Raw genomic sequence first — 25,155 nt, 5'->3', positions numbered from 1 at the left:
GGAGACGGCGGGGTCTTTTTATTGCCGGAACATGGCCGGCCCGGCGCTTGCGGGCGGTTCACGACGGGTGCATAGAATCAGTCGCCGCCGCATGTTCAGCTCGCCCCCTCACTCCTCTCCGTCCGCTCTGCGGTTGGCCGGACGGTCACACGGAGAACTCCCATGTCTGCAGTACGCCCCATCATTACCCGTCCCTCGCAGCACCCTACCCTGCGTATCACCGAAGAACCCGAGCGGGACGTTTACTGGATCCATATGCACGCCAACCTGGTCAACCAGCCAGGCCGGCCGTGCTTCGCCTCGCGCCTGGTCGATGACATCGTCGACTACCAGCGCGAACTGGGCGATCGCCTCAGCGCCTCGCATGCTCTGTCACCCCATGTCGTACTTGCCTCGGACAGCGACGTGTTCAACCTGGGCGGCGATCTCGAACTGTTCTGCCGCCTGATCCGCGAGGGCGACCGCGCTCGCCTGCTCGACTATGCCCAGCGCTGCGTGCGCGGCGTGCATGCCTTCCATGCCGGCCTGGGCACCCGTGCCCACAGCATCGCCCTGGTCCAGGGCAATGCACTGGGGGGCGGCTTCGAGGCCGCACTGAGCTGCCACACCATCGTCGCCGAGGAAGGCGTGTTGATGGGCCTGCCGGAGGTGCTGTTCGACCTGTTCCCCGGCATGGGCGCCTACTCCTTCCTGTGCCAGCGGATCAGTCCGCGGCTGGCGGAGAAGATCATGCTGGAAGGCAACCTCTACACCGCCAGCCAGCTGAAGGAAATGGGCCTGGTCGACATCGTGGTGCCGGTGGGCGAAGGTGTTGCCGCAGTCGAACAGGTGATCAAGGAAAGCCGACGCATCCCGCACGCCTGGGCGGCGATGCGTGAGGTCAACGAGATCGCCACCATGGTGCCGCTGCATGAAATGATGCGGATCACCGAGATCTGGGTAGACACTGCGATGCAGCTCGGCGAGAAGTCCCTGCGCACCATGGACCGGCTGGTACGGGCGCAGGCCCGACGCAATGGCGACCCGGCCTGATCGTCTGGCGGGTCAGGACGGGCTGCGCTCGCTGTCGTCGCGGTGCGGTGCCCCCGCACTACGGGCATCCAACGCATTCCTGCCGTTGCGCAGAGCGGTCGCCAGGTTGCTGAGGCGGGCGCTCCATTCACCCTTCAGCTGCCAGTCCGCCATGCGCATGATTTCGCCACTGGAGGCGGCAACCTGGACAAGCCCCAGGTTGCTCGCCACACCGCGCAGCGCGTGTGCATGCTCGCGGAAATCCTCCCAGGCCTGGCGCTCGCCGCAGCCCTGCAGTTGGCCCATGCTCGCGTCGACGTCCGCCAGGCATTGGTCGATGAACTTGCGTTCGAAGCCATCGCCCATGCCCAGCGACGCCAGCTCGTCCAGCACCGCGGTATCGAGCACGCCATCGCCGACCGGCAATGCAGGCACCGACTGGATGCCGGGCTCGGCGCGGGTGTTGGCGGCGACATCGGCCAGCACTTCCAGCAGGCGGGTGGCCACCACGGGCTTGGCAAGGAAGGCGCGGGCGCCGGCCTGCTCACAACGCAGGATGGACTCGGGGGTGACGTCTGCGCTCAGCACCATGACCGGAACGTAAGGCATGCCGCTGGCCTGCATCACCCGCAACTGCTTGAGCAGATCCAGTCCGCTCATGCCGGGCATGTGCAGGTCGACGATCGCTGCGTCGTAACTGGCCTGCTCCAACGCATCGAGCACTTCGGCGCCGCCGTTGACGCAGGTGACCTTGTGGCCGGCCTTCTCCAGCAGCCGCTGCAGCACCATGCGGTTGGCCTCGTGATCGTCGGCCACCAGGACCCGCAGGCTGCGCACCCGTGCACGATGGCGCAGGAAGGGGTTGGAAAACGCGATGACATTGCCGGCTTCAGCCACCTCGGACGGAACCGCCGGGGCTGATGCGGTCTCTGCGACGTCCAGCGTGATCTCGACCCAGAACACGCTGCCGCGCGGGCTGTTCCGTGCATAGCCGACCTGCCCGCCCATCGACTCGACCAGGCCCTTGGCAATGGCCGTGCCCAGGCCGGTGCCCTCATGGCGACGGGCCAGGCCGACATCACCCTGCTCGAAGGCATTGAACAGGCGCCCACGCAGCGCCACCGGCACGCCGATGCCGGTATCGACGATCTCGAATCGCAGGCGCATCCGTTGGCTGCCCGGCGCGTCCGGGCTCGACACGCGCAGATGCACGTAGCCGCTGTCGGTGAACTTGACCGCGTTGCCCATCAGGTTCAGCAGGATCTGCTGCAGATGCCCGGCATCACCCAGCAGGCGCGGCGGCACGTTGTCGTCCACCTGCACGCGATAGTCCAGCGACTTGGAGCGGGTCTGCGGGGTCAGGATCAGGTTGATCGCCTGCAGCACGTCGGCCAGTGCGAACTCGTGCGACTCCACGCGCACCTTGCCGGCTTCGATCGCGGAGATGTCCAGCACCTCTTCCACCAGCGCCAGCAGGCTGCGGGTCGAGGCCTGGATGGTGTTCAGGCACTCGCGCTGTTCGTCGTCCAGGCGGGTGGTGGCCAGTACTTCGGTCATGCCCGCCAGCCCGTTCAGCGGCGTGCGGAACTCATGGCTCATGTTGGCCAGGAAGCGGCTCTTGGCTTCGTTGGCCTGGCGCGCCTCGGCCACCGCCCGGGTCAAGGCATGCAACAGCGAATCGAAGTACAGCGGAATCGCGCCCAGGCCCAGCAGCAGGCCCCAGCCCAGATAGTCGTGGCTGCGCCAGTAGGGCGACAGCATCACCGTGCACAGGAACGCCAGGCAGCCCATGGCCGTGGCCACGCGCAGGTAGGTGCTGCCGTAGCGCATGCCGTTGCCGATCGTGACCCACAGCATCACCGCATACAGCGGTGCGGCCGGCTCGCCCTGGATCGTCATGATCCAGGCCATGCAGGTGTAGTCGGTCAGCATGCCGATCACCCGGCGCACATGCGACACGCCCGGATTGACCAGGATCGCGGCCAGCAGGCCTGCGGAAATGGTCAGCTCGAAGGCGAGGATCAGCCACGTCGCAGTCAGCGCCTCACCGCCACCGCTCAGCGAGCGCCAGCCGAGATAGCTGATGAACAGCGCCGTGATGATGATGCGGATCAGGTTCTGCGCGTGCTCGCTGTCCTCGCGCCCGGACAGGCGCTGCTTGAAGCGGGCCAGCAGCGAGCGCTTGTCGGAGCCAGTGGCGGGCATCGTATCCATGGTCGGATGTCGCATCCTTCGGCGCAGCAGGGAGGAGCAGCACAACGGTACCGCCAACAGCCCCAGCCACAGTGAAACCGCCAGGCCCAGGTTGGCCTGCCAGTAAGGGGTCAACAGCACCGTAGTGCCGAAACTGGCCATGGCCAGCACGACGGCAGCGGCCAGGTACCGCGGCCCGAAGCGCAGGCCGTTGCCCACTGTCACCCACATCACCACCGCATACACCCACGCCAGCGGCTCACCCATCTGGATCATGCCGATCGCGATCAGTCCGTAATCGGCCAGCATCCCGGCCACCCGTCGCGGGTCCGAGCGCTGCGGCCTCCACAGCAGCCAGCCGAACAGCAGCAGCGACAGGCCCAGGCCGGTCACTACCGTTGCCAGCACGCCCTGGTACTGATCCAACCGGTGCAGGCGGGCACCGGACAGCAGAACATAGATCAGGATCAGCGAGATCAGCACCACCCGCACGATCGCCTGGCCATGTTCCGAATCCGGACGCTGCGCCAGCCGGCGCTTCACGCGTGCGAACAGGTCCTGCATGTCACCCACCCGGTCGCGTCGATGCCGTCGAGTGCTGGGCGCAGATGTCCATCAACTGCTGGCGGCCGCGCATCAGCGCATCCACGCAGCGTGGATCGAACAGGCGGCCACGCTGTGCGTACAGATAGGCCAGTGTGGCTTCCATGGTCCATGCTTCCTTGTACGGACGGGGTGAGATGAGTGCGTCGAAGACATCGGCGACAGCAACGATCCGCGCTTCCAGCGGGATCGCTTCGCCGACCAGGCCGTCGGGATAGCCGCTGCCGTCATAGCGCTCGTGATGGCGCAGCGCGATGAGCGCGCCCACCTGGATGAAACGGTTCTGGCTGCCACTAAGCAGCTCGTGGCCGATGCGTGGATGCCGGCGCATGATCGCCAGCTCCTCGTCATTGAGCTTGCCCTGCTTGAGCAGCACCGCGTCGGGAATGGCGATCTTGCCCATGTCATGCAGCGGTGCGGCCATCTCGATCAGGCGCACGTCGTCTTCGGGCAGGCCCAGCTGCTCGGCAATCAGCCCCGCCACGCGCGCCATGCGTTCGAGGTAGGCACTGGTGCCGGCATCTCGGAACTCGATCGCCCGTGCCAATCGCGACAGGGTCTCGCGTTCGCGTTCCTCGACCTCGTGCATGCTGGCCAGCAGGCGCTGCTCCAGCGACAACGCGCGCTGCTTCACGTTCTCGGTCTGCTGGCGCAGCTGCAGCAGGTTGTAGCAGCGCGCTCGCAGTTCGCGCGGGCGGATCGGCTTGACCAGGAAGTCGATGACCCCCGCTTCCAGCGCTGCCTGCCGGATCGGCTCGTCGCCGACCACGGTGATCAGGATCACCGGGATATCGCGGTGCTTGGGCAGGCGACGGAAACGGCGGGCGAACTCCAGCCCGTCCATCTCCGGCATGCGGTAATCGAGCAGCAGCAGGTCGACCGGGTGCGCCTCGCACCAGGCCAATGCGGTCAGCGGATCCCCGAAGTCATGCACGCTCAGTTCCGGCGCGATGTCTTCGATGACATGACGCAGCATCGTCCGCGCGGACGTCTGGTCGTCAACAATGACGATGTTCAACGCGTACTCCGCCTGGTTTCTCGACCATGCTGGATCATCAGCAGGCGAGGATACCCTGCCGCTGCGAACGCTCGCACCCTGCATCGGCCCGACTCCCGTGTCATGCGTCCCGGTTCATGATCGTCATCACATTGTGAAGCGGACTCTCCACAATGCGCACTCCCCTTGGCGCCGATCAAGCCATAACAGACGTCAAGGTAGTGCATTAACGATACGCCGAGTGCGGGAGGCGTCAATCGCGCCGTCTCATTTCGCGACGGCGCGCACAAACAGGGGTCAAAAAGACGACTTACTGCTCCGGACGCATGTACGGGAACAGCAGCACGTCACGGATCGAGCTGCTGCCGGTCAGCAGCATCACCAGGCGATCCACGCCGATGCCGAGGCCACCGGTCGGGGCCATGCCGTACTCCAGCGCACGGATGTAGTCGGCGTCGTAGTGCATCGCCTCGTCGTCGCCGCCTTCCTTCGCGGCCACCTGGGCCTGGAAACGCTGCGCCTGGTCTTCCGGGTCGTTCAGTTCGGAGAAGCCGTTGGCCAGCTCCTTGCCGTTGACGAACAGCTCGAAGCGATCCGTGTAACCCGGGTCGTTGTCGTTGGCACGAGCCAGCGGCGAGACCTCCACCGGGTGGTCGGTGATGAAGGTCGGCTGGATCAGGGTGTGCTCGACCGTGGCCTCGAAGATCTCCAGCAGCAGCTTGCCCCAGCCGTAGGACGGCTTGACGCGGATATTCAAGCGCTCGCAATGGCGCAGCAGCGCGTCGCGGTCGGTGCAGTCGGCGACGGAAATCTCGGGGTTGTGGTGGCGCACCGCCTCGTCCATGCGCCAACGGCGGAACGCCGGGCCCAGGTCGATCTTCGCCCCGTCCCACTCGACCTCGGTGCTGCCGTTGACGGCCTTGGCCACGTCACGGATCACGCCTTCGGTCAGGTCCATGATCTCGTTGTACGTGGCGTAGGCCTCGTACAGCTCCATCATGGTGAATTCCGGGTTGTGCCGGGTGCTGACGCCTTCGTTGCGGAAGTTGCGGTTGATCTCGTAAACGCGCTCCAGGCCACCCACGGTCAGGCGCTTGAGGTACAGCTCCGGCGCCACACGCAGGTACAGGTCTAGGTCCAGCGCGTTGTGGTGGGTGGTGAACGGCTTGGCCGCCGCGCCGCCGGGGATGTAATGCATCATCGGCGTCTCGACTTCCAGGAAGTCGCGGCTGTCCAGCCAGGCGCGCATGGCGCGGATGATCTTCGAGCGCTTGATGAACACCGCGCGCGATTCCGGGGTCACGATCAGGTCGACGTAGCGCTGACGATAGCGCTGCTCGACGTCGGCCAGGCCATGCCACTTGTCCGGCAGCGGGCGCAGCGACTTGGTCAGCAGGCGGATCGATTCGGCCTTGACCGACAGCTCGCCGGTCCTGGTGCGGGTCAGGCCGCCTTCGACGGCGATGATGTCGCCCACGTCCCAGCCCTTGAAGGCGGTATAGGCATCGCCCAGCACCGTGCCCTGCAGGAACAACTGGATGCGGCCGGACTCGTCCTGGATCTGCGCGAAACTGGCCTTGCCCATGATGCGCTTGGCCATCAGGCGGCCGGCCATCTTCACCTGGCGGCCATTGCCTTCCAGCGCCTCGGCGGTCCACTGTTCGACATCGGCGAACTCTTCCTGCAGGCGGCCGGCGAAGTCCTCGCGACGGAAATCGTTCGGATACGCGATGCCCTGCCCACGCAGCGCTTTGAGTTTCTCACGGCGCTCGGCGATCAACTTGTTTTCGTCGACGGGGGGGGTATCGGTAGCTTCGCTCATGGATCTGCGGGAATCGTGTAGTGAGGGGGATCTTGCGCCCGGCACAGCCGGTTGCCCAGCATACCAAAACCGTCCAGCCCCAGCCGGGAGAGGGGTCAGATCCCCCTGCTGCGCAAAGGAATCTGACCGCCTCCGGGACCCTGCCTGGCCCTGGATGTCTACCTGTTGCCGGGGAAGGCCTGCCGCAACTCATCCACCAGCACCCGCTGGTTCTCCGAATAGTCCACCGGCACCGACACCAGGTGCACCCCGCCCTCGTTGAAGGCCGCCTCCAGGGTCGGGACGAACTGCTCGATGGCCGTCACCTCATGCCCCTTGCAGCCATAGGCCTCGGCATACTTCACAAAATCGGGATTGCTGAAGGTCATGCCGTAGTCGGTGAAACCATCCACCGCCTGCTTCCAGCGGATCATGCCGTAGGCACCGTCGTTGAGGATCAGCACCACCAGGTTCAGGCCCAGCCGGCGCGCCGTCTCCAGCTCCTGGCTGTTCATCATGAAGCCGCCGTCGCCACACACCGCCAGCACCCGCCGTTGCGGGTACAGGATCGAGGCCATGATCGCCGACGGCAGGCCCGCGCCCATGGTCGCCAGCGCGTTGTCCAGCAGCAATGTGTTGGCCACCTGGGTGCGGTAGTTGCGCGCAAACCAGATCTTGTACATGCCGTTGTCCAGCGCCACGATGCCGTCCGGCGGCATCACCTGGCGCACGTCGTGCACCAGTCGTTGCGGGGTGAAACCAGCGTCCTCGGCGCGATCGGCAAGGTGCTCGAGGATGGTCGCGCGCAACGGCAGCAGCGCATCGGCATGGGGCACCGCGCCTTCGATGCGGTCGGCCAGTTGGGTCAGCGAACGGCCGATGTCACCGATCACTTCCACCTGCGGGAAGTACACCTGCTCCACCGCCGCCTGCGAGTAGCCGATATGGATCACGGTCGGCCCGCCTGGACGCATCACGAATGGCGGCTTTTCGGTGACCTCATGGCCGATGGTCACGATCACGTCGGCCTGGTCGATGGCCATGTGCACGTAGTCGCGTTCGGTCAGCGCCGCGGTACCCATGTACAGGCCCGAGCCGCCGGCCACCGCACCTTTGCCCATCTGCGTGGTGAAGAACGGAATGCCGGCGCGTAGTACGAACGCCGACAGCGCCTCGCTGGACTGCGGCCGCGACGCCGCCGAAGCGATCATCAGCAACGGCCGCTTGGCATTGCGGATGATCTCCGCGGCGCGGTCCAGCGCCTCGGGGCTGGCAATCGGCCGCTCCACCGCATGCGGCGGAATCAGCGACACCCCTTCTACTTCATCGGCGGCGATATCCTCGGGCAGCTCCAGCAACACCGGGCCCGGGCGCTCCTCCTGGGCCACACGGAACGCTTCGCGGACGATGGTCGGGATGGTGCGCGCCGAGACGATCTGCCGCGCCTGCTTGGTCAGCGGCTTCATCGTGCTGACGATGTCGACGATCTGGAAGCGTGCCTGCTTGCTGGCCACGATGCCCTTCTGGCCTGTGATCATGATGACCGGCCACGCACCGAGCAGCGCGTAGGCGGCGCCGGTGGTGAAGTTGAGCGCGCCCGGACCGAGCGTTGCCAGGCATACGCCCGGCTTGCCGGTCAGGCGGCCATACGTGGCCGCCATGAACACCGCCGCCTGTTCGTGGCGGGTGATGACCAGTTCGATGCTGGAATGGCGGAGCGACTCGACCACGTCGAGGTTTTCTTCGCCGGGAATACCGAAAATGCGCTCGACGCCTTCGTTCTCAAGTGCGGCGACGAGCAGATCTGAACCCTTGGACATCGGATGCCGTCCTTTGTGCTGGACTGATGGTGGATCGTTGCAGGAAGGATGAGAGCCGCGTGTCAATGCTTGTCGAACCACACTGTCTGCGCGTTGACGAATTCTCGGATGCCGAAGTGCGAGAGCTCGCGGCCGAAGCCGCTCTTCTTCACGCCGCCGATCGGCACGCGGGGGTCCGAAGCGGAGAAGCCGTTGACGAACACACCGCCGGTCTGCAGCCGGCGGGCCAGCTGCATGGCTCGGGCGCGGTCGCCGGTCCACAGGTTGCCGCTGAGGCCGAACTCGCTCTGGTTGGCCAGTTCCACCGCGTGGTCGGCATCACGGGCGCGGCTGATCGAGGCCACCGGCCCGAAGGTCTCGGTATCGAAGGCCTGCATGCCCGGCTCCACGTCGGCCAGTACGGTGGGGGCGTAGAACGCGCCCGGGCGATCCAGCTGATGGCCGCCGACCAGCAGCTTCGCGCCGGCCTCCACCGAGGCGCGTACCTGCGCATCCAGCTGTTCCAGCAAGTCCTGGCGGGCCATCGGGCCGATGCGGTTGGCCGGGTCGCGGCCATCGCCGATGCTCAGTGCCTGCACCTTCTGGCAGAACTGCGCCACGAAACGGTCGTAGACCGCGTCTTCGACGATGATGCGCTTTCCGGCGATGCAGACCTGCCCGGTGTTCTGGAAGCGCGAGGCGACCGCGGCATCTACGGCGGCGTCCAGATCGGCGTCGGCCAGCACGATGAACGGATCCGAGCCACCCAGCTCCAGCACTACCTTCTTCAGTGCCTGCCCGGCCTGGGCGGCGATGCTGCGGCCGGCGGCCACGCTGCCGGTCAGGGTGACGGCGGCGATGCGGTCATCGGCGATCGCACGGCTGGTACCCTCGCGGCTGATGTTGGCGGCGATGAAGGTGCCTTCCGGCAGCCCGGCATCACGCCAGGCGGCATCGAGCAGTTGCGCGGTGCCGACGATGTTCTCGGCCGGCTTCAGCAGGAAGCCGTTACCGCCCATCAGGATCGGTACCGCCGCGCGCATCACCTGCCAGTACGGGAAGTTCCACGGCATGATGCCCAGCACCACGCCCAGCGGCAGGTAGGACACGTAGGCCTTGTCGTCGGGCACCTGGGTCGGCTCGTCGCGCAGGAACTGCGCACCGTGGTCGGCATACCAGTCGCACAGCACGGCGCACTTCTCGATTTCGGCCAGGGATTCGGCCTGGACCTTGCCCATTTCGGCGGTAGCCAGCGCAGCCAGCTTTTCACGGTCGCGGCGCAGTACCGCGGCCATCGCACGCAATACGTCTGCACGCTGTTCGAGGCTCCTCGTGCTCCAGGCGGCGAAGCCAACCTGGCCGCGATCGAGGATTGTTTCCAGCTCGGCATCGGTGGCAAAGGGATGGCTGGCGATCTGCCGGCCGGTGGCCGGATCGCGGGAAATGGCGGTGGTGGGGGCAGCGGACATGCAGGGCTCCTGGTGTCTCGACAACGGGCGGTGGCCCGTCTCCTGCGCAGGAATGTGGACCCGAATGGCGGAGGCAACAAGGCGTCTGCTTATCCTGTGACCTGCACTTACCTGTCTGAAGGGGGATAGGTGCCGGCAGGGCTGCGCCCTGCACCCGCAGAGGCCAGGGCAACGTCAAGGTCAAAGGCCTGCATTCCGTGGGATGGCGGGGTGGGTCCGGTTGCGGGGGACGGCGTGAATCCCCCTCCGGGGTCCGGCCCAGCCGCCGGCGGCTGGGCGTTCGGGCGCTTGCGAAGCAGTGCTTCGCAAGCAAAGCGCCCTCACCCATGTAGCCTCGGTCGCGCCATCCATGGCGCTCACGCCCCCGCAACCGGACCCACCCCGCCTTCGACAGATTTCCGCGATCTGTCGGGAATACTCTTGGGATCTGACCCCGGAATTTCTTTCGATATCTGACAGATGTGTCGACCAAGGTCGACACCTACCAACAGCCGCGCGAAATTTGTCTGAGGCGGGGCGGTGTGGGTTGGCAGGACCGTTGGCGCCATGGATGGTGCCATCGAGCCCCCATGGATGGGTTCACGGCGTGTCCTGCCAGCCCACACCGCCCCGCCATCCCAAGGATGCTCGCTGTTGCTGTTGCTGTTGCCTTGGCTTGAAGCCTCTGCGGGTGCAGGGCTGCAAGCCCTGCCGAACACCCCCTACTTCCGCGGCAGGTAAGTCACCAGGGAAAGATCGTGCCGGCTCTCCGGCACCAGCGCCACGTACTGCAGGTCCAGCAACCCCCGCGTGGGATGGTTCAGCTTCTTCGCACCCTCATCGAACCGGCGCACATCGTGCTCCGGCCACCACTGGCGGAACTCCTCGCTGTGCGCGGCGATGTCCTCCACCAGCGCCAGGAACGGGGCCTTGTCCGGGGCCTGCGCCATCGCCGCACGGAAGCCTGCCAGCAGGCCGCGGGTCATTTCTTCCCAGTTGAGGATCAGCGTGCGGTACGGCGGGTACAGAAACATCAGCCGCAGCGTATTGCGCTCGTGCGGCGCCAACTGGCTGTAGTCCACGAACAGATCGGCGATGGCCGGGTTCCAGGCCAGGATATCGAAGCGGGTGTTGCGCACATAGGCCGGGATCGGCTGCATCGCCTCCACCAGCTGGCGCAAGCCGTCGGTCACGCTCTCGTCCGGTGATTCCAGCGGCAGGCCGTAGCCGGACAGCGCGAACGCGTAGGCGCGCTCGTCGTCGCTCATGCGCAGCACCTGCGCCAGCCGCTCCAGCACCTCGGGCGAGGCGCGCACTTCACGGCCCTGCTCGATCCAGGTGTACCAGCTGACACTGACCCCGATCGCCAGCGCGACTTCCTCGCGTTTCAGGCCCGGGGTACGCCGGCGCCCGGCCGGAAGGCCGAGCGTGGCGGGATCGACACGGGCGCGGCAGGCCTTGAGGAAACCGCCCAGTTCCTTGCGTTCACTTTCGCTGCGCATCATCGCTACCGCCGTGCCCGTTGTAGCGTCGAGCCATGCTCGACGCATCTGCTACCCCGCGAAAAGCAGCTGAGCATGGCTCAGCTCTACAGGACGCGTGCTCGACCACCCTCGGCGTTGCGCACGAGGGTGACGATATCCGCGCAGGCGCGCCGATCAGGCATCGGCGCGCTTGGAGCCCACGGCCAGGCCGGCCTTCAGGCTGGCCTCGACGAACTCGTCCAGGTCGCCGTCGAGCACCTTCTGCGTATCCGAGCGCTCGATGCCGGTACGCAGGTCCTTGATACGGCTCTGGTCGAGCACGTAGTTGCGGATCTGGCTGCCCCAGCCGATGTCGGACTTGGTGGCTTCCACCGCGTCCTTCTCGGCGTTGCGCTTCTGGATCTCCAGCTCGTACAGCTTGGCGGCCAGCATCTTCATCGCGTTGTCGCGGTTCTGGTGCTGGCTGCGGCCGGTCTGGCAGGCCACGACGATGTTGGTCGGGATGTGGGTGATGCGCACCGCCGACTCGGTCTTGTTCACGTGCTGGCCACCGGCACCGGACGAACGGTACACGTCGGTACGCAGGTCGGCCGGGTTGATGGTGATGTCGATGTTGTCGTCGATTTCCGGCGACACGAACACCGAGGTGAAGCTGGTGTGGCGGCGGTTGTCCGAGTCGAACGGCGACTTGCGCACCAGACGGTGCACGCCGGTCTCGGTCTTCAGCCAGCCATAGGCATAGTCGCCTTCCACGCGCAGCGTGGCCGACTTGATGCCGGCGACGTCGCCACCGGACACTTCCATCAGTTCGGTCTTCCAGCCGCGTGACTCGCACCAGCGCAGGTACATGCGCAGCAGGATCTCGGCCCAGTCCTGGGCTTCGGTGCCGCCGGCACCGGCCTGGATGTCGACGAACGCCGCCGCATTGTCCATCTCGCCGGAGAACATGCGCTGGAACTCCAGCTTCTCCACGTGGGCCTGGTGCTTGTCCAGGTCGGCGACCACGGCCAGGGCGGTGTCCTCGTCCTGCTCGGACTCGGCCAGCTCCAGCAGCTCGGTGGCATCGTTCAGGCCATCGAGCACCGAGGCGATGCCGCCCACGGTCTTTTCCAGGCTGGAACGTTCGCGGCCCAGGTTCTGGGCGTACTCGGCGTTGTTCCAGACGTCGGGGCTTTCCAGCTCCCGCGTTACTTCTTCAAGACGCTCTTTCTTGGCGTCGTAGTCAAAGATACCCCCGAAGCGACAGCACGCGATCGGTCAGATCGGTGATGCGCTGGCGGACAGGATTCAGTTCGATCATGTCGGCGGTTATGCATTCAAAAGATGACTGGTAATGATACCGCAGGCCGTGGGCGCCCGGAATGAGGGCCTGGGCCTGCGCCGGGGAGGCTCGAGCGTGATGTGTCGGCGCTGCATTCAGGCAGGCGGTACCCGCCTTGGCGCGGGGAGCCGGCCAGGCTGCAGCCGACCCCACACAGGGCCTCCTTGCCCCAGAGCGGCGTCGACGAGGGTCTTCTTTGGTCCACCCTCGGACGGCCACTTGGGGCAGTTGACTATTTAACCTCGAACTCGCCCACCAGCACGGTTTCGGCGCGGTCCTTCAACCGCATCGTGACCATCTGGTCCTTCTGCTTCGACGTGCCCCAGTGGGTGGTCAGGCGCAGCATCAGCGTCGTCGCCCCGGTCACCAGCTGCTGGCGGCTGCCGAAGTAGTTCGCCTCCACCTTGTACTTGCCCGGCTTGGCATTGCGTAGCGAGAACTGCTCGGGACCATAGCCGCCGGTGAAGTCCTGCGACATCTGCCCGCCCTGGTAGGTCAGGCGGTTGCCGTAGTAGGCGCGCTCGCCGTTCGGGTCGGTCACCCACAGGTCCATGTCGCTGTTGTCGGCATCCCACGACAGCACCACCCGCAGGTCCAGCGGCATCGCCTGCAGCAGGCGCGGGTCGATGCTGGTGGTATCCAGCCGGGGCGTGCTGCGGGCCACCAGATTGGTCAGTTCATCCAAGGCGATCAGGGCGATGCCATCGAAGCGGCTGTCCCACGGCCGCACCACCACCTGGTACAGCGGCGCCAGCGCCTGCTGCGGCTTGCCAGCCGCCGCCAGTGCCAGGCCGAGGTCGCGGAAGCTCTGCGGTTCTTCCTGGCCCATCGCCAGCACCTGCTCGAACACCGGCACCGCCAGCGCGGGGGCATCGGCCTGCATCAGCCGATAGCCGAGCACGCGCAGCAGGTGGCGATTGTCCAGGTCCATCTCGGCCAGGTTCGACAACACACGCAGCGCCAGATCGCGCCGACCCTGCGCCAGCAGCAGGTCGGCCACATCAAGGAAGAAGGCGCTGCTGTCGGCGTGGGCATCGCGCTCGGCCAGGTAGCGGTCATACAGTTGCCACGGCGGGCCCTGGCGCAGGCGCCGGGCGATGGCCGAGTCTGGCTGCCAGGCCGCCAGCTGGATGCCGAGCTCGCCCCCGTTGGCGGCAGCGGGCGCAGCGACACGGCCACCCGTGACCGTGATTGAATCCAGGGCCTTGTTCGATGCAGGCGCCGAGCGACGTGCACGCGCGCTGCTGGCTTCCATGCGCTGCTCGGCGGCGGCGGCCATCGGTGCCGGGACGGGCGGTGCCGCGGGGGGCGGCGCGGCGAGCGTCGCCACCGGCGCCGATTCCATCGCGTAGTCCGCGGAGGCCACTTCCAGTGCCCCACCCTTCACCTGCGGCGGCGCTCCCTTCGGCCAACTGCGGTTCCACCACTGCTGCCGCTCCTTCCAGCGTGCCGCCAGCTCATCCAGGCGCTGGCGATCAGCAGCGGCGCGGTCTGTCACCTGCCGTGCGAACCGCGCGTCGTAGTCCGCGCGCAGCTTGCCGGACGGACGGATGGCATGACGCAGGTAATCCTCCAGCGTCTCCAGCACGATCAACGAGGTGTCCGGCCCGACCAGGCCAAACTGCTGCGACAGGCGCTGCATGGCCTCGCGGTTGCCGCGGCGGTCGACGGCCAGTTGCTGCAGGCGCGCCTGCGCCCACAGGCCGGCCAGCAGTTCGCCGTCATCGCTTTTCTGCGTGGCCGGCAGCGCCTGCCATTCGCCGCCACCCACGCGCACCCGCATCGGCACACCGTCGGCTGCCAGTCGTGCGTGCAGCCACAGCCAGCCGTCGGCTTCACTGCGCCGATCGATCACTACATCCTGCACGCCGCGTCCCGCATCGACCTGCACATCCAGCGGCGATGCCAGCAACGCGTGCGCCGCCGCATCGACATCCTTGCCCAGCGCGACGAAGCGACCGCCATGCGCCTCACTCCAACCCCGCAGTCGCACGGCATCGGTGCGCGCGCCGGCGCTGCTGACCGCAAACAGGCGTTGATCCGGCGCCATCGCCGGCAGCTGTTCCGGCCCATAGGTCAGCAGGCCATCACTGACCAGCAGGTATTCCCTCACGCTCGATTGCGGCTGCCACTGGGCCAGCGCGCTGGCACCGTCCGGGCGCACGGCCTGCAGGGCTGCGCGCAGCTCGCTCCAGTTGCAGGCGCGGATACGGAATCGACTCACCTGTTCGGCGCGATCCCGCAGCACGGTCAGGGCCACGGTGCCGTCACCCATCGCGGCGAAGTAGCGATCCAGCAGGGCGAACTCGCGCGTGCGGTCACGCTGCCCCGCCGAGCCGGAGCCGTCCCACAGCAACCCGATCTCACTGGGCAACGTGCGCGGCGTGCTGCTGGCCGCCACCGGCAGCTGCGCCAGCAGGTAATGGCCGTCCTGCCAGGGCGCCACCTGCACCTGTGCCTGGCGGGCTGCCGGCAGCTGCCACTGCAGCTGTTGCGGCAGCTGCGCACCCCTGCCCTGCCACTGCAGCTGGCCCGCGCTGATGCGGAATGGCGCCGTACCCGCGGTGGCCGTGACGGGGGCCTGCAGTTTCAGCTCAACCGAGGCTGCACCGGCGGCAAACTGCAGCGGCAGCGTCCACTGCCAGCCTTGGCCGGCGAAGGCCAACGACTCGCGGATCACCAGCTGCACGCGCCGGCTGCCGCCGGCCGGCAGCGGATAGATGCGCAGCCGGAACTGGTTGCCGGCGGTCTGTTCCAGCAGCCCCGGGTCGACGCCACGACGCGCGATCTCCTCGAACACCTGGCGGCCGCGGTCCTTGGGCACCGGCACCGCGTCACGCATCTCGCCGTTGATATCCAGCGCGAAGCCGCTGATCTGCTGGCCATCGGCCAGCGGGAACTGCAGCTCGCCCTCCAGTACCCGCCGGTTGGGGTTGTGGAATTCCAGCGTGATCCGGGTCTGGGCGATGCCGGCCTGCACTTCGCCTTCGATGCGGGCTTGTCGTAATTGAACCGGCTGCTCAGCCGCCGGCGCGATCAGCAGCGGCGTGGCGGACTGCGGCCGGGAGATCGTCGGCGACTGTGCGCCAGCGGGCCAGGCCGCAAGGGCCAACAACAACACAGTGCAGCAACGGGCGAAGACCATGACCGGGCTCCAGTGGGATCGTGGACCTTTGAACGCACCAGCAACCGTAATGGGGTTGGCGCCCCCCCCCAAAAAGGGGACGGAGGGGATTAAGTCGCAATTGGCATACAAGGCAAAAGCGGCTTAATCCCCTCCGTCCCCTTTTTCTATGCGGGCAGGCAGTGCTCCACGATCAGCTGGATGGCGCTGCCGCCGCGATAGTCGTCGCAGGCCAGCCGGTAGGCCAGGTGGACGTGACGTGATGGCGCGTTACCGTGCCAGCCGCCGAAATGGATGGCATTGATGGTGCCGGGTACGCCCGGCAGGCGCAGTTCCAGCTTCAGGTGACGCTCCTTCAGCACGCGCCAGTTGGCCACTTCGAAGTAGCCGTCGAACAACGGTTCGGGGAAGCCCTGGCCCCAAGGTCCGGCCAGGCGCAACGCGTCGGCGTGGCGATGGTCCAGCTCGTCCGCGGCCAGCTCGCCGTCACTGAGCACCTGCTGCTGCAGTGCCGCCGGATCGAGCATTTCCAGCACCACCGCGACGAAGGCGGCCTTGAAGTCATCGACGTGGTCACGCCGCAGGCTGAGGCCGGCCGCCATGGCGTGGCCACCGAAGCGTTCGATCAGGCCCGGATGGCGCGCATCGACCAGCGCCAGGGCGTCACGGATGTGCAGGCCGGGAATGGAGCGCGCCGAGCCTCGCAGGGTGTCGGCGCCGGGTTCGGCCGGCGCGAAGGCGATCACCGGGCGATGCAGGCGATCCTTCATCTTCGATGCGACCAGGCCGACCACACCCGGATGCCAGTCAGCATCGAACAGGCAGGCCGCCACCGGTCGCTGACCGGCCATGTCCAGCACCACCCGGGTCAACGCCTGCTCGGCGTCATCGGTCATCGACTGCTGCACGGCGCGCCGTTCCGCATTGATCTGCTCCAGCGTCTGCGCGATCTCGCGCGCCTGGCGCGGGTCTTCGGTCAGCAGCAGCGCGATGCCCAGCGCCATGTCTTCCAGCCGGCCCGCGGCGTTCAGGCGCGGGCCGAGTGCGAAGCCGATGTCGGTGGCGGTCAGTCGCGCGGCATCCCGGCCACTGGCTTCGATCAGTGCACGCAGGCCCACACAGCCCTGCCCTGCGCGCAGACGGCGCAGGCCCGCGCTGACCAGTGCCCGGTTGTTCGGATCCAGCGCCACCAGGTCGGCAACGGTCCCGACCGCCACCAGGTCCAGCAGCGTGGTCAGGTCCGGGCCCTTGCCATCCGCAAAGACACCTGCCTCGCGCATGTGCCGGCGCAGCGCCATCAGCACGTAGAAGATCACGCCGACGCCTGCCAGCGATTTGCTCGGGAACGCATCACCGTCCAGATTCGGATCGACGATGACATCGGCCGGCGGCAGCTGCGGCCCGGGAAGGTGATGGTCGGTGACCAGCACCTGCCAGCCGCGTGCCTTGGCCGCGGTCACGCCCGCATGGCAGGCGATGCCGTGATCGACCGTGACCAGCAGGTCCGGCTGCAGCGCGGCCAACTCTTCCACCAGCGACGGTGACAGGCCATAGCCATGCACCATGCGGTTCGGCACCGCGTGGAAGACGTGTTGCGCACCGAGCATGCGCAGACCGCGCACGCCGACCGCACAGGCGGTGGCGCCATCGCAATCGAAATCGCCGACCACCAGGATGCGCTTGTCGTTGGCGATGGCCTCGATCAGCAGACCCACCGCATCATCGATGCCGGTCAGCAGCTCAGGCGCGTGCAGATTGCCCAGCTTCGGCTGCGCCAACTCCGGTGTGCCCGCACCCCGGCTGGCATAGAGACGCGCCAGCAGCGGCAGCGTGCCCTCCGGCCAACTGCCGGGTACGACCGCATCGCGGCGGCGGATCATCGGCGTATCAGAGGCGGGCTGCACAGCATCGGCGGCAAGGGACATCGGCATCGCCGGTTACGAAAGACCTGCACATCATAACGTGCACCACTCTCCCGGTCGGCTACCGCTGCTGACGAGGCACCCTGGCTCTTCGGCCAGCAGCATTTGGATTTCACGACCGCATCTTCCATGCTTGCCTGCCCTGGAACGGACTTCCATCCATGACCCGCACCCTGCTGACCGCGCTGATGGCACTCACCGTGGCCCCGGCCGCCCACTCCGCGACGCCTGAGCCCAGGCCCGGGGTCGAATTCGAACACAACGACTGGTCGCTGGCCTGTGACAACACCCGCACCTGCCGCGCCGCCGGCTACAGTCCGGAAGAACGCGGCAACCTGCTCAGCCTGATGCTTGAGCGCGCCGGCGGCCCGGGTACGAAGGTGCTCGCGCGGCTGCGCAATGGCGAGGATGGCGAAAGCGCGACGCCGACCGGGGCGCTGCGCCTGCGCCTGAACGGCAAGGACCTGGGCCCGGTGCGCGACACCGGCGACGGGGACAAAGTGTTGTTGCAGCAGGCACAGACCGATGCACTGGTCGCCGCACTGCCGCGCCAGGCACGCATCGAGATCATCGACGGCAAGGGCAAGGCCTGGCCGATCTCCGACCGCGGTGCAGCGGCCGTACTGCTGAAGATGGACGAGGCACAGGGCCGGCTGGGCACCCCCGGTGCGCTGGTGCGGCGTGGCGACAAGCCCGAAGCAGGCGTGCCTGCGGCGTTGCCGGTGCCAGTGATCGTGCGCGGCACGCTGGTGGCACCGCGCGCCTCGGACGCGGCACTGGCGAAAGCACCGGGCCTGCGCAAGGCACTGATCGCCAGCCTGCCCAAACCGGATGAGTGCGGCCGCCTGAGCGAGGGCGGGACGGATGAGATCGAGATCCAGCGACTGGACGCCCAACATCTGCTGACAAGCACCAGCTGCTTCGTGGGTGCCTACAACTTCAGCAGCGGCTACTGGGTAGTGCAGGACAAGCCGCCGTACGAAGCACGCTTCGTCACGTCCGATGCAGAAGACTTCGATCGCGACGACGCTACGTTGAGCGGTCGCTTCCGTGGGCGCGGCGTCGGTGACTGCTTCTCCGGCCACGACTGGGCTTGGGATGGCGCGCGATTCGTGAAGAGCAGCGAGTTCACCACCGGGCAGTGCCGGGGCGTTGCGGGTGGGCACTGGACGCTGCCGACGGTGGTCAGCGAGGTCCGTTGAGGCGCCGCTACCTGCGATAGTGCCGCCCGCTGGCCGGCAACCCCGGCAAACCCTGGGGGTCAGCGCCGTTTCCGATGGAAAACGGATCCGACCCCGCTCGGCCGAGCCCCGATCAGTCGTGAAGCTGGCGCGGCTTCTTCCAGAACTGCCAGCGCTGTCCGCGATCCAGCTGGAACTGCAGGCCGTCCTCGAAATCCAGCACCAGCCGCTGCAGCTCGCCGCGCTTCAGCGCGGCCAGCAGCGGACGGATCGCATCGTTGCCGAGCTGCTGCAGGGAACGCAGCTGGCGCAGGTCAACCAGTGCATCCACCGCCTGCTCGCCATCGACGGCTACGCCAGCCGCCAGGGCCAGGCCCTGCAGCAGGGCATCGCGGCTGCGCACCTGTGCGTGCGGCGTGCTGACCGACACCGGCATCACGCCACCGCCCCAGAACCACAGCGAATTGATCGGCTGTTGCCCCTGCGCGGCGCGCTGCTGGTTCCAGGAATGGTTGTGCAGCAGCACCTGCGCCTCGGTCATCAGCGCCCGCCAGCGACGGCCGCCCTCGCCCTCCGGCAGATGCGAGAACAGGTCATCGCCCAGCACCTCGTCCGGACTGTCGAAGTCCGGCAGGGCCAGGTCGATCGGTAGGCGCAGGTACCAGCGCGACGGGTCCGGTGCGTCGAGCACGAATCCGGCATCGGCGAACAACGGCTGCAGCACCGGCAGCAGGGCCAGGCTGTCGGCCAGCGTCGGCCGCAGCGTTTCGCCGTAGGCCATCATCCGCGCGCCATGCATGTCCGGCACCATGCAGGCCGGATCGGCACGCAGCCAGCTGGCGCCGGCCGCATCGCCGACGTCGCGCTGGCGGGTCAACGCGGCCACCGGCCAGTGCGGCGCGGCAACCGCAAAATGGCGCGTCAGCTGCGCGCGTTCGCCCGGCGCGACCTGCACGGTCGTGGCACGGCCGAGCGCACGTGCCACATCGTCCGGCAACGCAGCCGCGGCAAAGCGGCTGCGGGCCGGCAACAGCAGGGTCGCCGTTGCCACCGTGTCAGTCCACGTAGCTGACGCTGACGATCTCGTACTCGCGTTGGCCAGCCGGGGCGTCGATCACGATCGAATCACCTTCCAGCTTGCCGATCATCGCGCGCGCCACCGGCGAGGAAATCGCGATCAGGCCCAGCTTGATGTCCGCTTCCAGGTCACCGACGATCTGGTACTTCTTCTCTTCGTCGGTTTCCACGTCGGCCAGCGTCACGCTGGCGCCGAACACCACCTTGGAGCCGGCGTTGAGCTTGCTCACGTCGATGATCTCGGCGTGCGACAGCTCGCCTTCCAGCTGCTTGATGCGGCCTTCGATGAAGCCCTGTTCCTCGCGCGCGGCGTGGTACTCGGCGTTCTCCTTCAGGTCGCCATGCTCACGCGCTTCGGCGATGGCGGCGATCACCTTCGGGCGCTTGACCGACTTCAGGTGATCCAGTTCGTCGCGCAGCTTCTGCGCGCCCTTCATCGTGATGGGGGCTCTCATGCATTCAACTCCTTGTGTAGCTCCTGCAGCGACCAGACGGGGCCGGTGCCGCGGAATTCCAGTGAATCCACCAGCGCCTTGGCGCCGGCAATGGTGGTCGAGTAGGTGACGCGATGCTGCAGCGCCTCGCGACGGATCGAGAACGAGTCGTTGATCGCCGAGCGACCTTCGGTCGTGTTGACGATGTAGACGATCTCGCCGTTCTTGATCGAGTCGACGATGTGCGGACGGCCTTCGACCACCTTGTTGATGATCTCGCAGTCCATGCCGTGCTGCTGCAGCCACGCGGCAGTGCCACGGGTCGCGACCAGGCTGTAGCCACGCGCCAGCAGCGCCTTGGCCACCGGCAGCACGCGCTTCTTGTCCGGGTCGCGGACCGAAACGAAGGCCTTGCCGACCGGCGGTGCCTTGATGCCACCGGCTTCCTGCGCACGCGCGAAGGCGGCGTTGAAGCTGCGGCCCACGCCCATCACCTCACCGGTGGAGCGCATCTCCGGCCCGAGGATCGGGTCGACGCCCTGGAACTTGGCGAACGGGAAGATCGCTTCCTTCACCGAGTAGTAGTCCGGTACGATTTCCTTGGTCGCGCCCTGCTCGGCCAGGCTCTTGCCGGCCATGCAGCGCGCGGCGATCTTGGCCAGCGGCATGCCGGTGGCCTTGGACACGAACGGCACGGTGCGCGAGGCGCGTGGGTTCACTTCCAGCAGGTAGATGGTGTCGGCACCCTCGTCGCTGGTCTGGATCGCGAACTGGGTGTTCATCAGGCCGACCACGTTCAGGGCCTTGGCCAGCTCCACCACCTGGCGGCGCAGCTCGGCCTGGGTTTCAGCCGACAGCGAGTACGGCGGCAGCGAGCACGAGGAATCGCCCGAGTGCACGCCGGCTTCTTCGATGTGCTCCATCACGCCGCCGATCAGGACGTTGCCCTGGGCATCGGCAATGATGTCGACGTCGCACTCCACGGCGTTGTCGAGGAAGCGGTCCAGCAGCACCGGCGAATCGTTGGACACCTTCACCGCGTCGCGCACGTAGCGGGCCAGGTCGGCTTCGCCGTAGACGATTTCCATCGCACGGCCACCCAGCACGTAGCTCGGGCGGACCACCAGCGGGTAGCCGATCTCGCGGGCCAGCAGCAGGGCTTCCTGGTCGTTGCGGGCGATGCGGTTCGGCGGCTGCTTCAGGCCCAGCTTGTCGACCAGCTGCTGGAAGCGCTCGCGGTCTTCGGCCAGGTCGATCGAGTCCGGGCTGGTGCCGATCACCGGCACGCCGTTGGCTTCCAGCGCGCGCGCCAGCTTCAGCGGGGTCTGGCCGCCGTACTGCACGATCACGCCCTTCGGCTGCTCCAGTTCGACGATTTCCAGCACGTCTTCCAGGGTCAGCGGTTCGAAGTACAGGCGGTCGGAGGTGTCGTAGTCGGTCGACACGGTTTCCGGGTTGCAGTTGACCATGATGGTTTCATAGCCATCCTCGCGCAGCGCCAGTGCCGCGTGCACGCAGCAGTAGTCGAACTCGATGCCCTGGCCGATGCGGTTCGGGCCACCACCCAGGATCATGATCTTGTCGCGGTTGCTCGGCGCGGCCTCGCACTCGTCCTCGTAGGTCGAGTACAGGTAGGCAGTACCGGTGGAGAACTCGCCGGCGCAGGAGTCCACGCGCTTGTAGACCGGGCGCACCTTGTGCGCACGACGCAGCGCGCGGATGGCGGCTTCATTGGTGCCGGTCAGCTGCGCCAGGCGCGCATCGGAGAAGCCAGCGCGCTTCAGCTTGCGCAGGCGGGCGGCGTCCAGCGCGTCGATGCCACCGGCAGCGACTTCGCCTTCTGCAGCGATGATTTCCTCGATCTGGTCCAGGAACCAGTGGTCGATGAACGACAGTGCGTAGATCTCTTCCACGCTCATGCCGGCGCGGAACGCGTCGGCGACGAAGAACAGGCGCTCCGGGCCCGGCGCCTTCAACTCGCGGCGCAGGGTCTGCAGGTCGTCTTCGTTGGCCAGGTCCAGGCCGGTCGGGTCGAAGCCGACCTTGCCGGTTTCCAGGCCACGCAGGGCCTTCTGCACCGACTCCTGGAAGGTACGGCCCATCGCCATCACCTCGCCCACCGACTTCATCTGGGTGGTCAGGCGAGCGTCGGCGGCCGGGAACTTCTCGAAGGCGAAACGCGGGATCTTGGTGACGACGTAGTCGATCGACGGCTCGAACGAGGCCGGGGTCAGGCCACCGGTGATCTCGTTCTTCAGTTCGTCCAGGGTGTAACCCACGGCCAGCTTGGCGGCGACCTTGGCGATCGGGAAGCCGGTGGCCTTGGAGGCCAGCGCCGAGGAACGCGACACGCGCGGGTTCATCTCGATGACGACCACGCGGCCGGTCTTCGGGTTGATGCCGAACTGCACGTTCGAGCCACCGGTATCGACGCCGATCTTGCGCAGCACGGCGATGGAGGCATCGCGCAGGCGCTGGTATTCCTTGTCGGTCAGGGTCTGCGCAGGCGCCACGGTGATCGAGTCACCGGTATGCACGCCCATCGGGTCGAGGTTTTCGATCGAGCAGACGATGATGCAGTTGTCCGCGGTATCGCGGACAACTTCCATCTCGAACTCCTTCCAGCCCAGCACCGACTCTTCCACCAGCACTTCGGTGGTCGGCGACAGTTCCAGGCCACGGCTGACGATCTCGACCAGCTCTTCGCGGTTGTAGGCGATGCCGCCACCGCTGCCGCCCAGGGTGAAGCTGGGGCGGATGATGGTCGGGTAGCCGACGCGGGTCTGGATCTCCAGCGCTTCGTCCAGGGTGTGGGCGACGGCGGCGGTCGGGCATTCCAGGCCGATCTCACCCATGGCCACGCGGAACAGCTCGCGGTCTTCGGCCATGCGGATCGCTTCGCGCTTGGCGCCGATCAGTTCGACGTTGTACTTCTCCAGCACACCGTTGTCGGCCAGGTCCAGCGCGCAGTTCAGCGCGGTCTGGCCACCCATGGTCGGCAGCAGCGCATCGGGCTTTTCCTTGGCGATGATCTTCTCGACCGTCTGCCAGTTGATCGGCTCGATGTAGACGGCGTCGGCCATCTCCGGGTCGGTCATGATCGTGGCCGGGTTGCTGTTGACCAGCACCACGCGGTAACCCTCGTCACGCAGGGCCTTGCAGGCCTGGGCGCCGGAGTAGTCGAACTCGCAGGCCTGGCCGATGACGATCGGGCCAGCACCGATGATGAGGATGGTCTTGAGGTCAGTGCGCTTGGGCATTTTCTTCTCTAAGTCAGTACAGCGTGACAAGGGGGGTGATCGCACGCTGTCGATCAGGAATCTTGATCCGCAGCGCCGCGCCAGGGGCAGCAGCGATGCGGGGTTTACGGTCCATCGCGACGCCACCGGCAGGCCGGCGGCGTACTGATCACGCCTTGGCCTGCTCCATCAGCGCCACGAAGCGGTCGAACAGCGGACCGACATCGTGCGGGCCCGGGGATGCTTCCGGATGGCCCTGGAACGAGAACGCCGGCACGTCGGTGCGGGCGACACCCTGGTTGGTGCCGTCAAACAGCGAACGGTGGGTCACGCGCAGGGTAGGCGGCAGGGTTGCTTCATCGATCGCAAAACCGTGGTTCTGCGAGGTGATCATCACCCGGCCACTGTCCAGGTCCTGCACCGGGTGGTTGGCACCGTGGTGGCCATGGCCCATCTTCATGGTCTTCGCGCCAGAGGCCAGGCCGAGCAGCTGGTGGCCCAGGCAGATGCCGAAGGTCGGGATCTTCACGTCGATGAAGGCCTTGATCGCGTCGATGGCGTAGTCGCACGGTTCCGGGTCACCCGGGCCATTGGACAGGAACACGCCGTCCGGCTTCAGTGCCAGCACTTCAGCGGCCGGGGTCTGCGCCGGCACCACGGTCACTTCGCAGCCGCGCTCGGCCAGCATGCGCAGGATGTTGGTCTTCACGCCGAAGTCGTAGGCCACGACCTTGAACCGGGCCGGCACGCTGACGAAAGCATTGGCGTCCAGGTCCAGCTGGCCCTCGGTCCAGGTGTAGGTCTTCTCGGTAGTGACGACCTTGGCCAGATCCATGCCCTTCAGGCCCGGGAACTTGCGGGCGGCTTCCAGTGCCTTTTCCACGTCGATGTCGCCGGCCATCAGCGCACCGTTCTGCGCGCCCTTCTCGCGCAGGATGCGGGTCAGCTTGCGGGTGTCGATGCCGGCGATGGCGACCACGCCCCGCTGGATCAGCCAGTCCTGCAGCGACAGCTGGCTGCGCCAGTTGCTGGGACGGCGCGGGACGTCGCGCACGATCAGACCGGCCGACCATACCTTGGACGCTTCATCGTCCTGGTCGGTCATGCCGGTGTTGCCGATATGCGGATAGGTCAACGTGACCATCTGCCGGGCGTAGGACGGGTCGGTCAATACTTCCTGATAGCCGGTCATGGCGGTGTTGAACACCACTTCACCGACGGACAGGCCGGGCGCGCCTACGGATTCGCCCTCGAATACGGTGCCGTCTTCGAGGACGAGGATTGCGGCTTGGGTCACGGGAATCTCACTTTGGCTACCGAGGGGGCTGCCGAAGTCACGCCTGCGCTTCACGGAAATCCGGTTGCAAAAAAGCGCGGACGTGCGGTCTGGGACCGGTCCGGCTTTCGTGATTCGGCGAGTGCGAATTGTAGCGCTGCCGGGGCGCTCGCGCCAGCGGTTATCGCGCTATATGAACAGGCGATTGCGCATTCATTTCAATCCGGCGGCGTATGCGGCGCCCG

At 66.8% G+C, this 25,155-nt stretch carries 15 protein-coding genes; 2 read left to right on the top strand and 13 right to left on the bottom strand.

Annotated elements, in window-relative coordinates:
- Positions 1-162: 162 nt before the first annotated feature.
- Entirely contained in the window at positions 163-1,032 is an 870-nt protein-coding gene (gene rpfF, locus AC5P6A_RS08310; protein WP_012480080.1) for a diffusible signal factor synthase RpfF, read from the top strand.
- A gap of 12 nt (positions 1,033-1,044) precedes the next feature.
- Here the strand turns inward: rpfF and AC5P6A_RS08305 are convergent, their stop codons facing one another.
- The 9 genes from AC5P6A_RS08305 to recJ form a co-directional block, all read right to left on the bottom strand.
- Entirely contained in the window at positions 1,045-3,768 is a 2,724-nt protein-coding gene (locus AC5P6A_RS08305; protein ID WP_495222291.1) for a response regulator, read from the bottom strand.
- Position 3,769: 1 nt separating this feature from the next.
- Positions 3,770-4,909: a cyclic di-GMP phosphodiesterase response regulator RpfG gene (gene rpfG, locus AC5P6A_RS08300; protein ID WP_019661474.1), complete on the bottom strand. Its 1,140-nt coding sequence runs from the start codon at positions 4,907-4,909 to the stop codon at positions 3,770-3,772.
- A gap of 205 nt (positions 4,910-5,114) precedes the next feature.
- Positions 5,115-6,626 carry a lysine--tRNA ligase gene (lysS, locus tag AC5P6A_RS08295; protein ID WP_019661473.1) on the bottom strand — a complete coding sequence of 504 codons (1,512 nt, stop codon included), beginning with the start codon at positions 6,624-6,626 and terminating at the stop codon, positions 5,115-5,117.
- 158 nt (positions 6,627-6,784) lie between these two features.
- Positions 6,785-8,425: an acetolactate synthase large subunit gene (locus AC5P6A_RS08290; RefSeq protein ID WP_134735679.1), complete on the bottom strand. Its 1,641-nt coding sequence runs from the start codon at positions 8,423-8,425 to the stop codon at positions 6,785-6,787.
- A 62-nt stretch (positions 8,426-8,487) separates the two neighbouring features.
- Entirely contained in the window at positions 8,488-9,873 is a 1,386-nt protein-coding gene (locus AC5P6A_RS08285) for an NAD-dependent succinate-semialdehyde dehydrogenase (RefSeq protein ID WP_332328748.1), read from the bottom strand.
- Between the two features lie 701 nt (positions 9,874-10,574).
- Complete coding sequence (locus tag AC5P6A_RS08280; protein WP_495222290.1) at positions 10,575-11,357, bottom strand: helix-turn-helix transcriptional regulator; 783 nt, start codon at positions 11,355-11,357, stop codon at positions 10,575-10,577.
- A 153-nt stretch (positions 11,358-11,510) separates the two neighbouring features.
- A protein-coding gene (prfB, locus tag AC5P6A_RS08275) for a peptide chain release factor 2 (protein WP_134735681.1) occupies positions 11,511-12,636 on the bottom strand; the annotation gives its coding sequence in 2 pieces (ribosomal slippage) (positions 11,511-12,560 and positions 12,562-12,636; 1,125 coding nt in all).
- 253 nt (positions 12,637-12,889) lie between these two features.
- Positions 12,890-15,802: a DUF2135 domain-containing protein gene (locus AC5P6A_RS08270; RefSeq protein ID WP_495222289.1), complete on the bottom strand. Its 2,913-nt coding sequence runs from the start codon at positions 15,800-15,802 to the stop codon at positions 12,890-12,892.
- A gap of 146 nt (positions 15,803-15,948) precedes the next feature.
- Positions 15,949-17,706, bottom strand: coding sequence for a single-stranded-DNA-specific exonuclease RecJ (recJ, locus tag AC5P6A_RS08265; RefSeq protein ID WP_495222288.1), 1,758 nt, complete (start codon positions 17,704-17,706; stop codon positions 15,949-15,951).
- Positions 17,707-17,864: 158 nt separating this feature from the next.
- Here recJ and AC5P6A_RS08260 point away from each other — a divergent pair, with 158 nt between their 5' ends.
- Positions 17,865-18,905 (top strand): DUF1176 domain-containing protein, encoded by a 1,041-nt coding sequence (locus AC5P6A_RS08260; RefSeq protein ID WP_164145173.1) that lies wholly within the window; start codon positions 17,865-17,867, stop codon positions 18,903-18,905.
- A gap of 112 nt (positions 18,906-19,017) precedes the next feature.
- Here AC5P6A_RS08260 and AC5P6A_RS08255 read toward each other — a convergent pair whose 3' ends face one another.
- The 4 genes from AC5P6A_RS08255 to carA all read right to left on the bottom strand — a co-directional run bounded on the left by AC5P6A_RS08255 (position 19,018) and on the right by carA (position 24,931).
- Positions 19,018-19,935 carry a hypothetical protein gene (locus tag AC5P6A_RS08255; protein WP_019661463.1) on the bottom strand — a complete coding sequence of 306 codons (918 nt, stop codon included), beginning with the start codon at positions 19,933-19,935 and terminating at the stop codon, positions 19,018-19,020.
- 4 nt (positions 19,936-19,939) lie between these two features.
- On the bottom strand, positions 19,940-20,404 hold the full coding sequence (gene greA, locus AC5P6A_RS08250) for a transcription elongation factor GreA (protein ID WP_026347191.1): 465 nt from the start codon (positions 20,402-20,404) through the stop codon (positions 19,940-19,942).
- An 8-nt stretch (positions 20,405-20,412) separates the two neighbouring features.
- Positions 20,413-23,655: a carbamoyl-phosphate synthase large subunit gene (carB, locus tag AC5P6A_RS08245; RefSeq protein WP_019661462.1), complete on the bottom strand. Its 3,243-nt coding sequence runs from the start codon at positions 23,653-23,655 to the stop codon at positions 20,413-20,415.
- Positions 23,656-23,803: 148 nt separating this feature from the next.
- Positions 23,804-24,931, bottom strand: a complete 1,128-nt coding sequence (gene carA / locus AC5P6A_RS08240) for a glutamine-hydrolyzing carbamoyl-phosphate synthase small subunit (RefSeq protein ID WP_031270821.1) — start codon at positions 24,929-24,931, stop codon at positions 23,804-23,806.
- Positions 24,932-25,155: the final 224 nt, after the last annotated feature.

The organism is Stenotrophomonas sp. YJH_SMC_20, assembly GCF_059367845.1.
The sequence above is the reverse complement of the archived record's forward strand: the minus strand, read 5'-3'. Positions and strand labels throughout refer to the sequence as shown.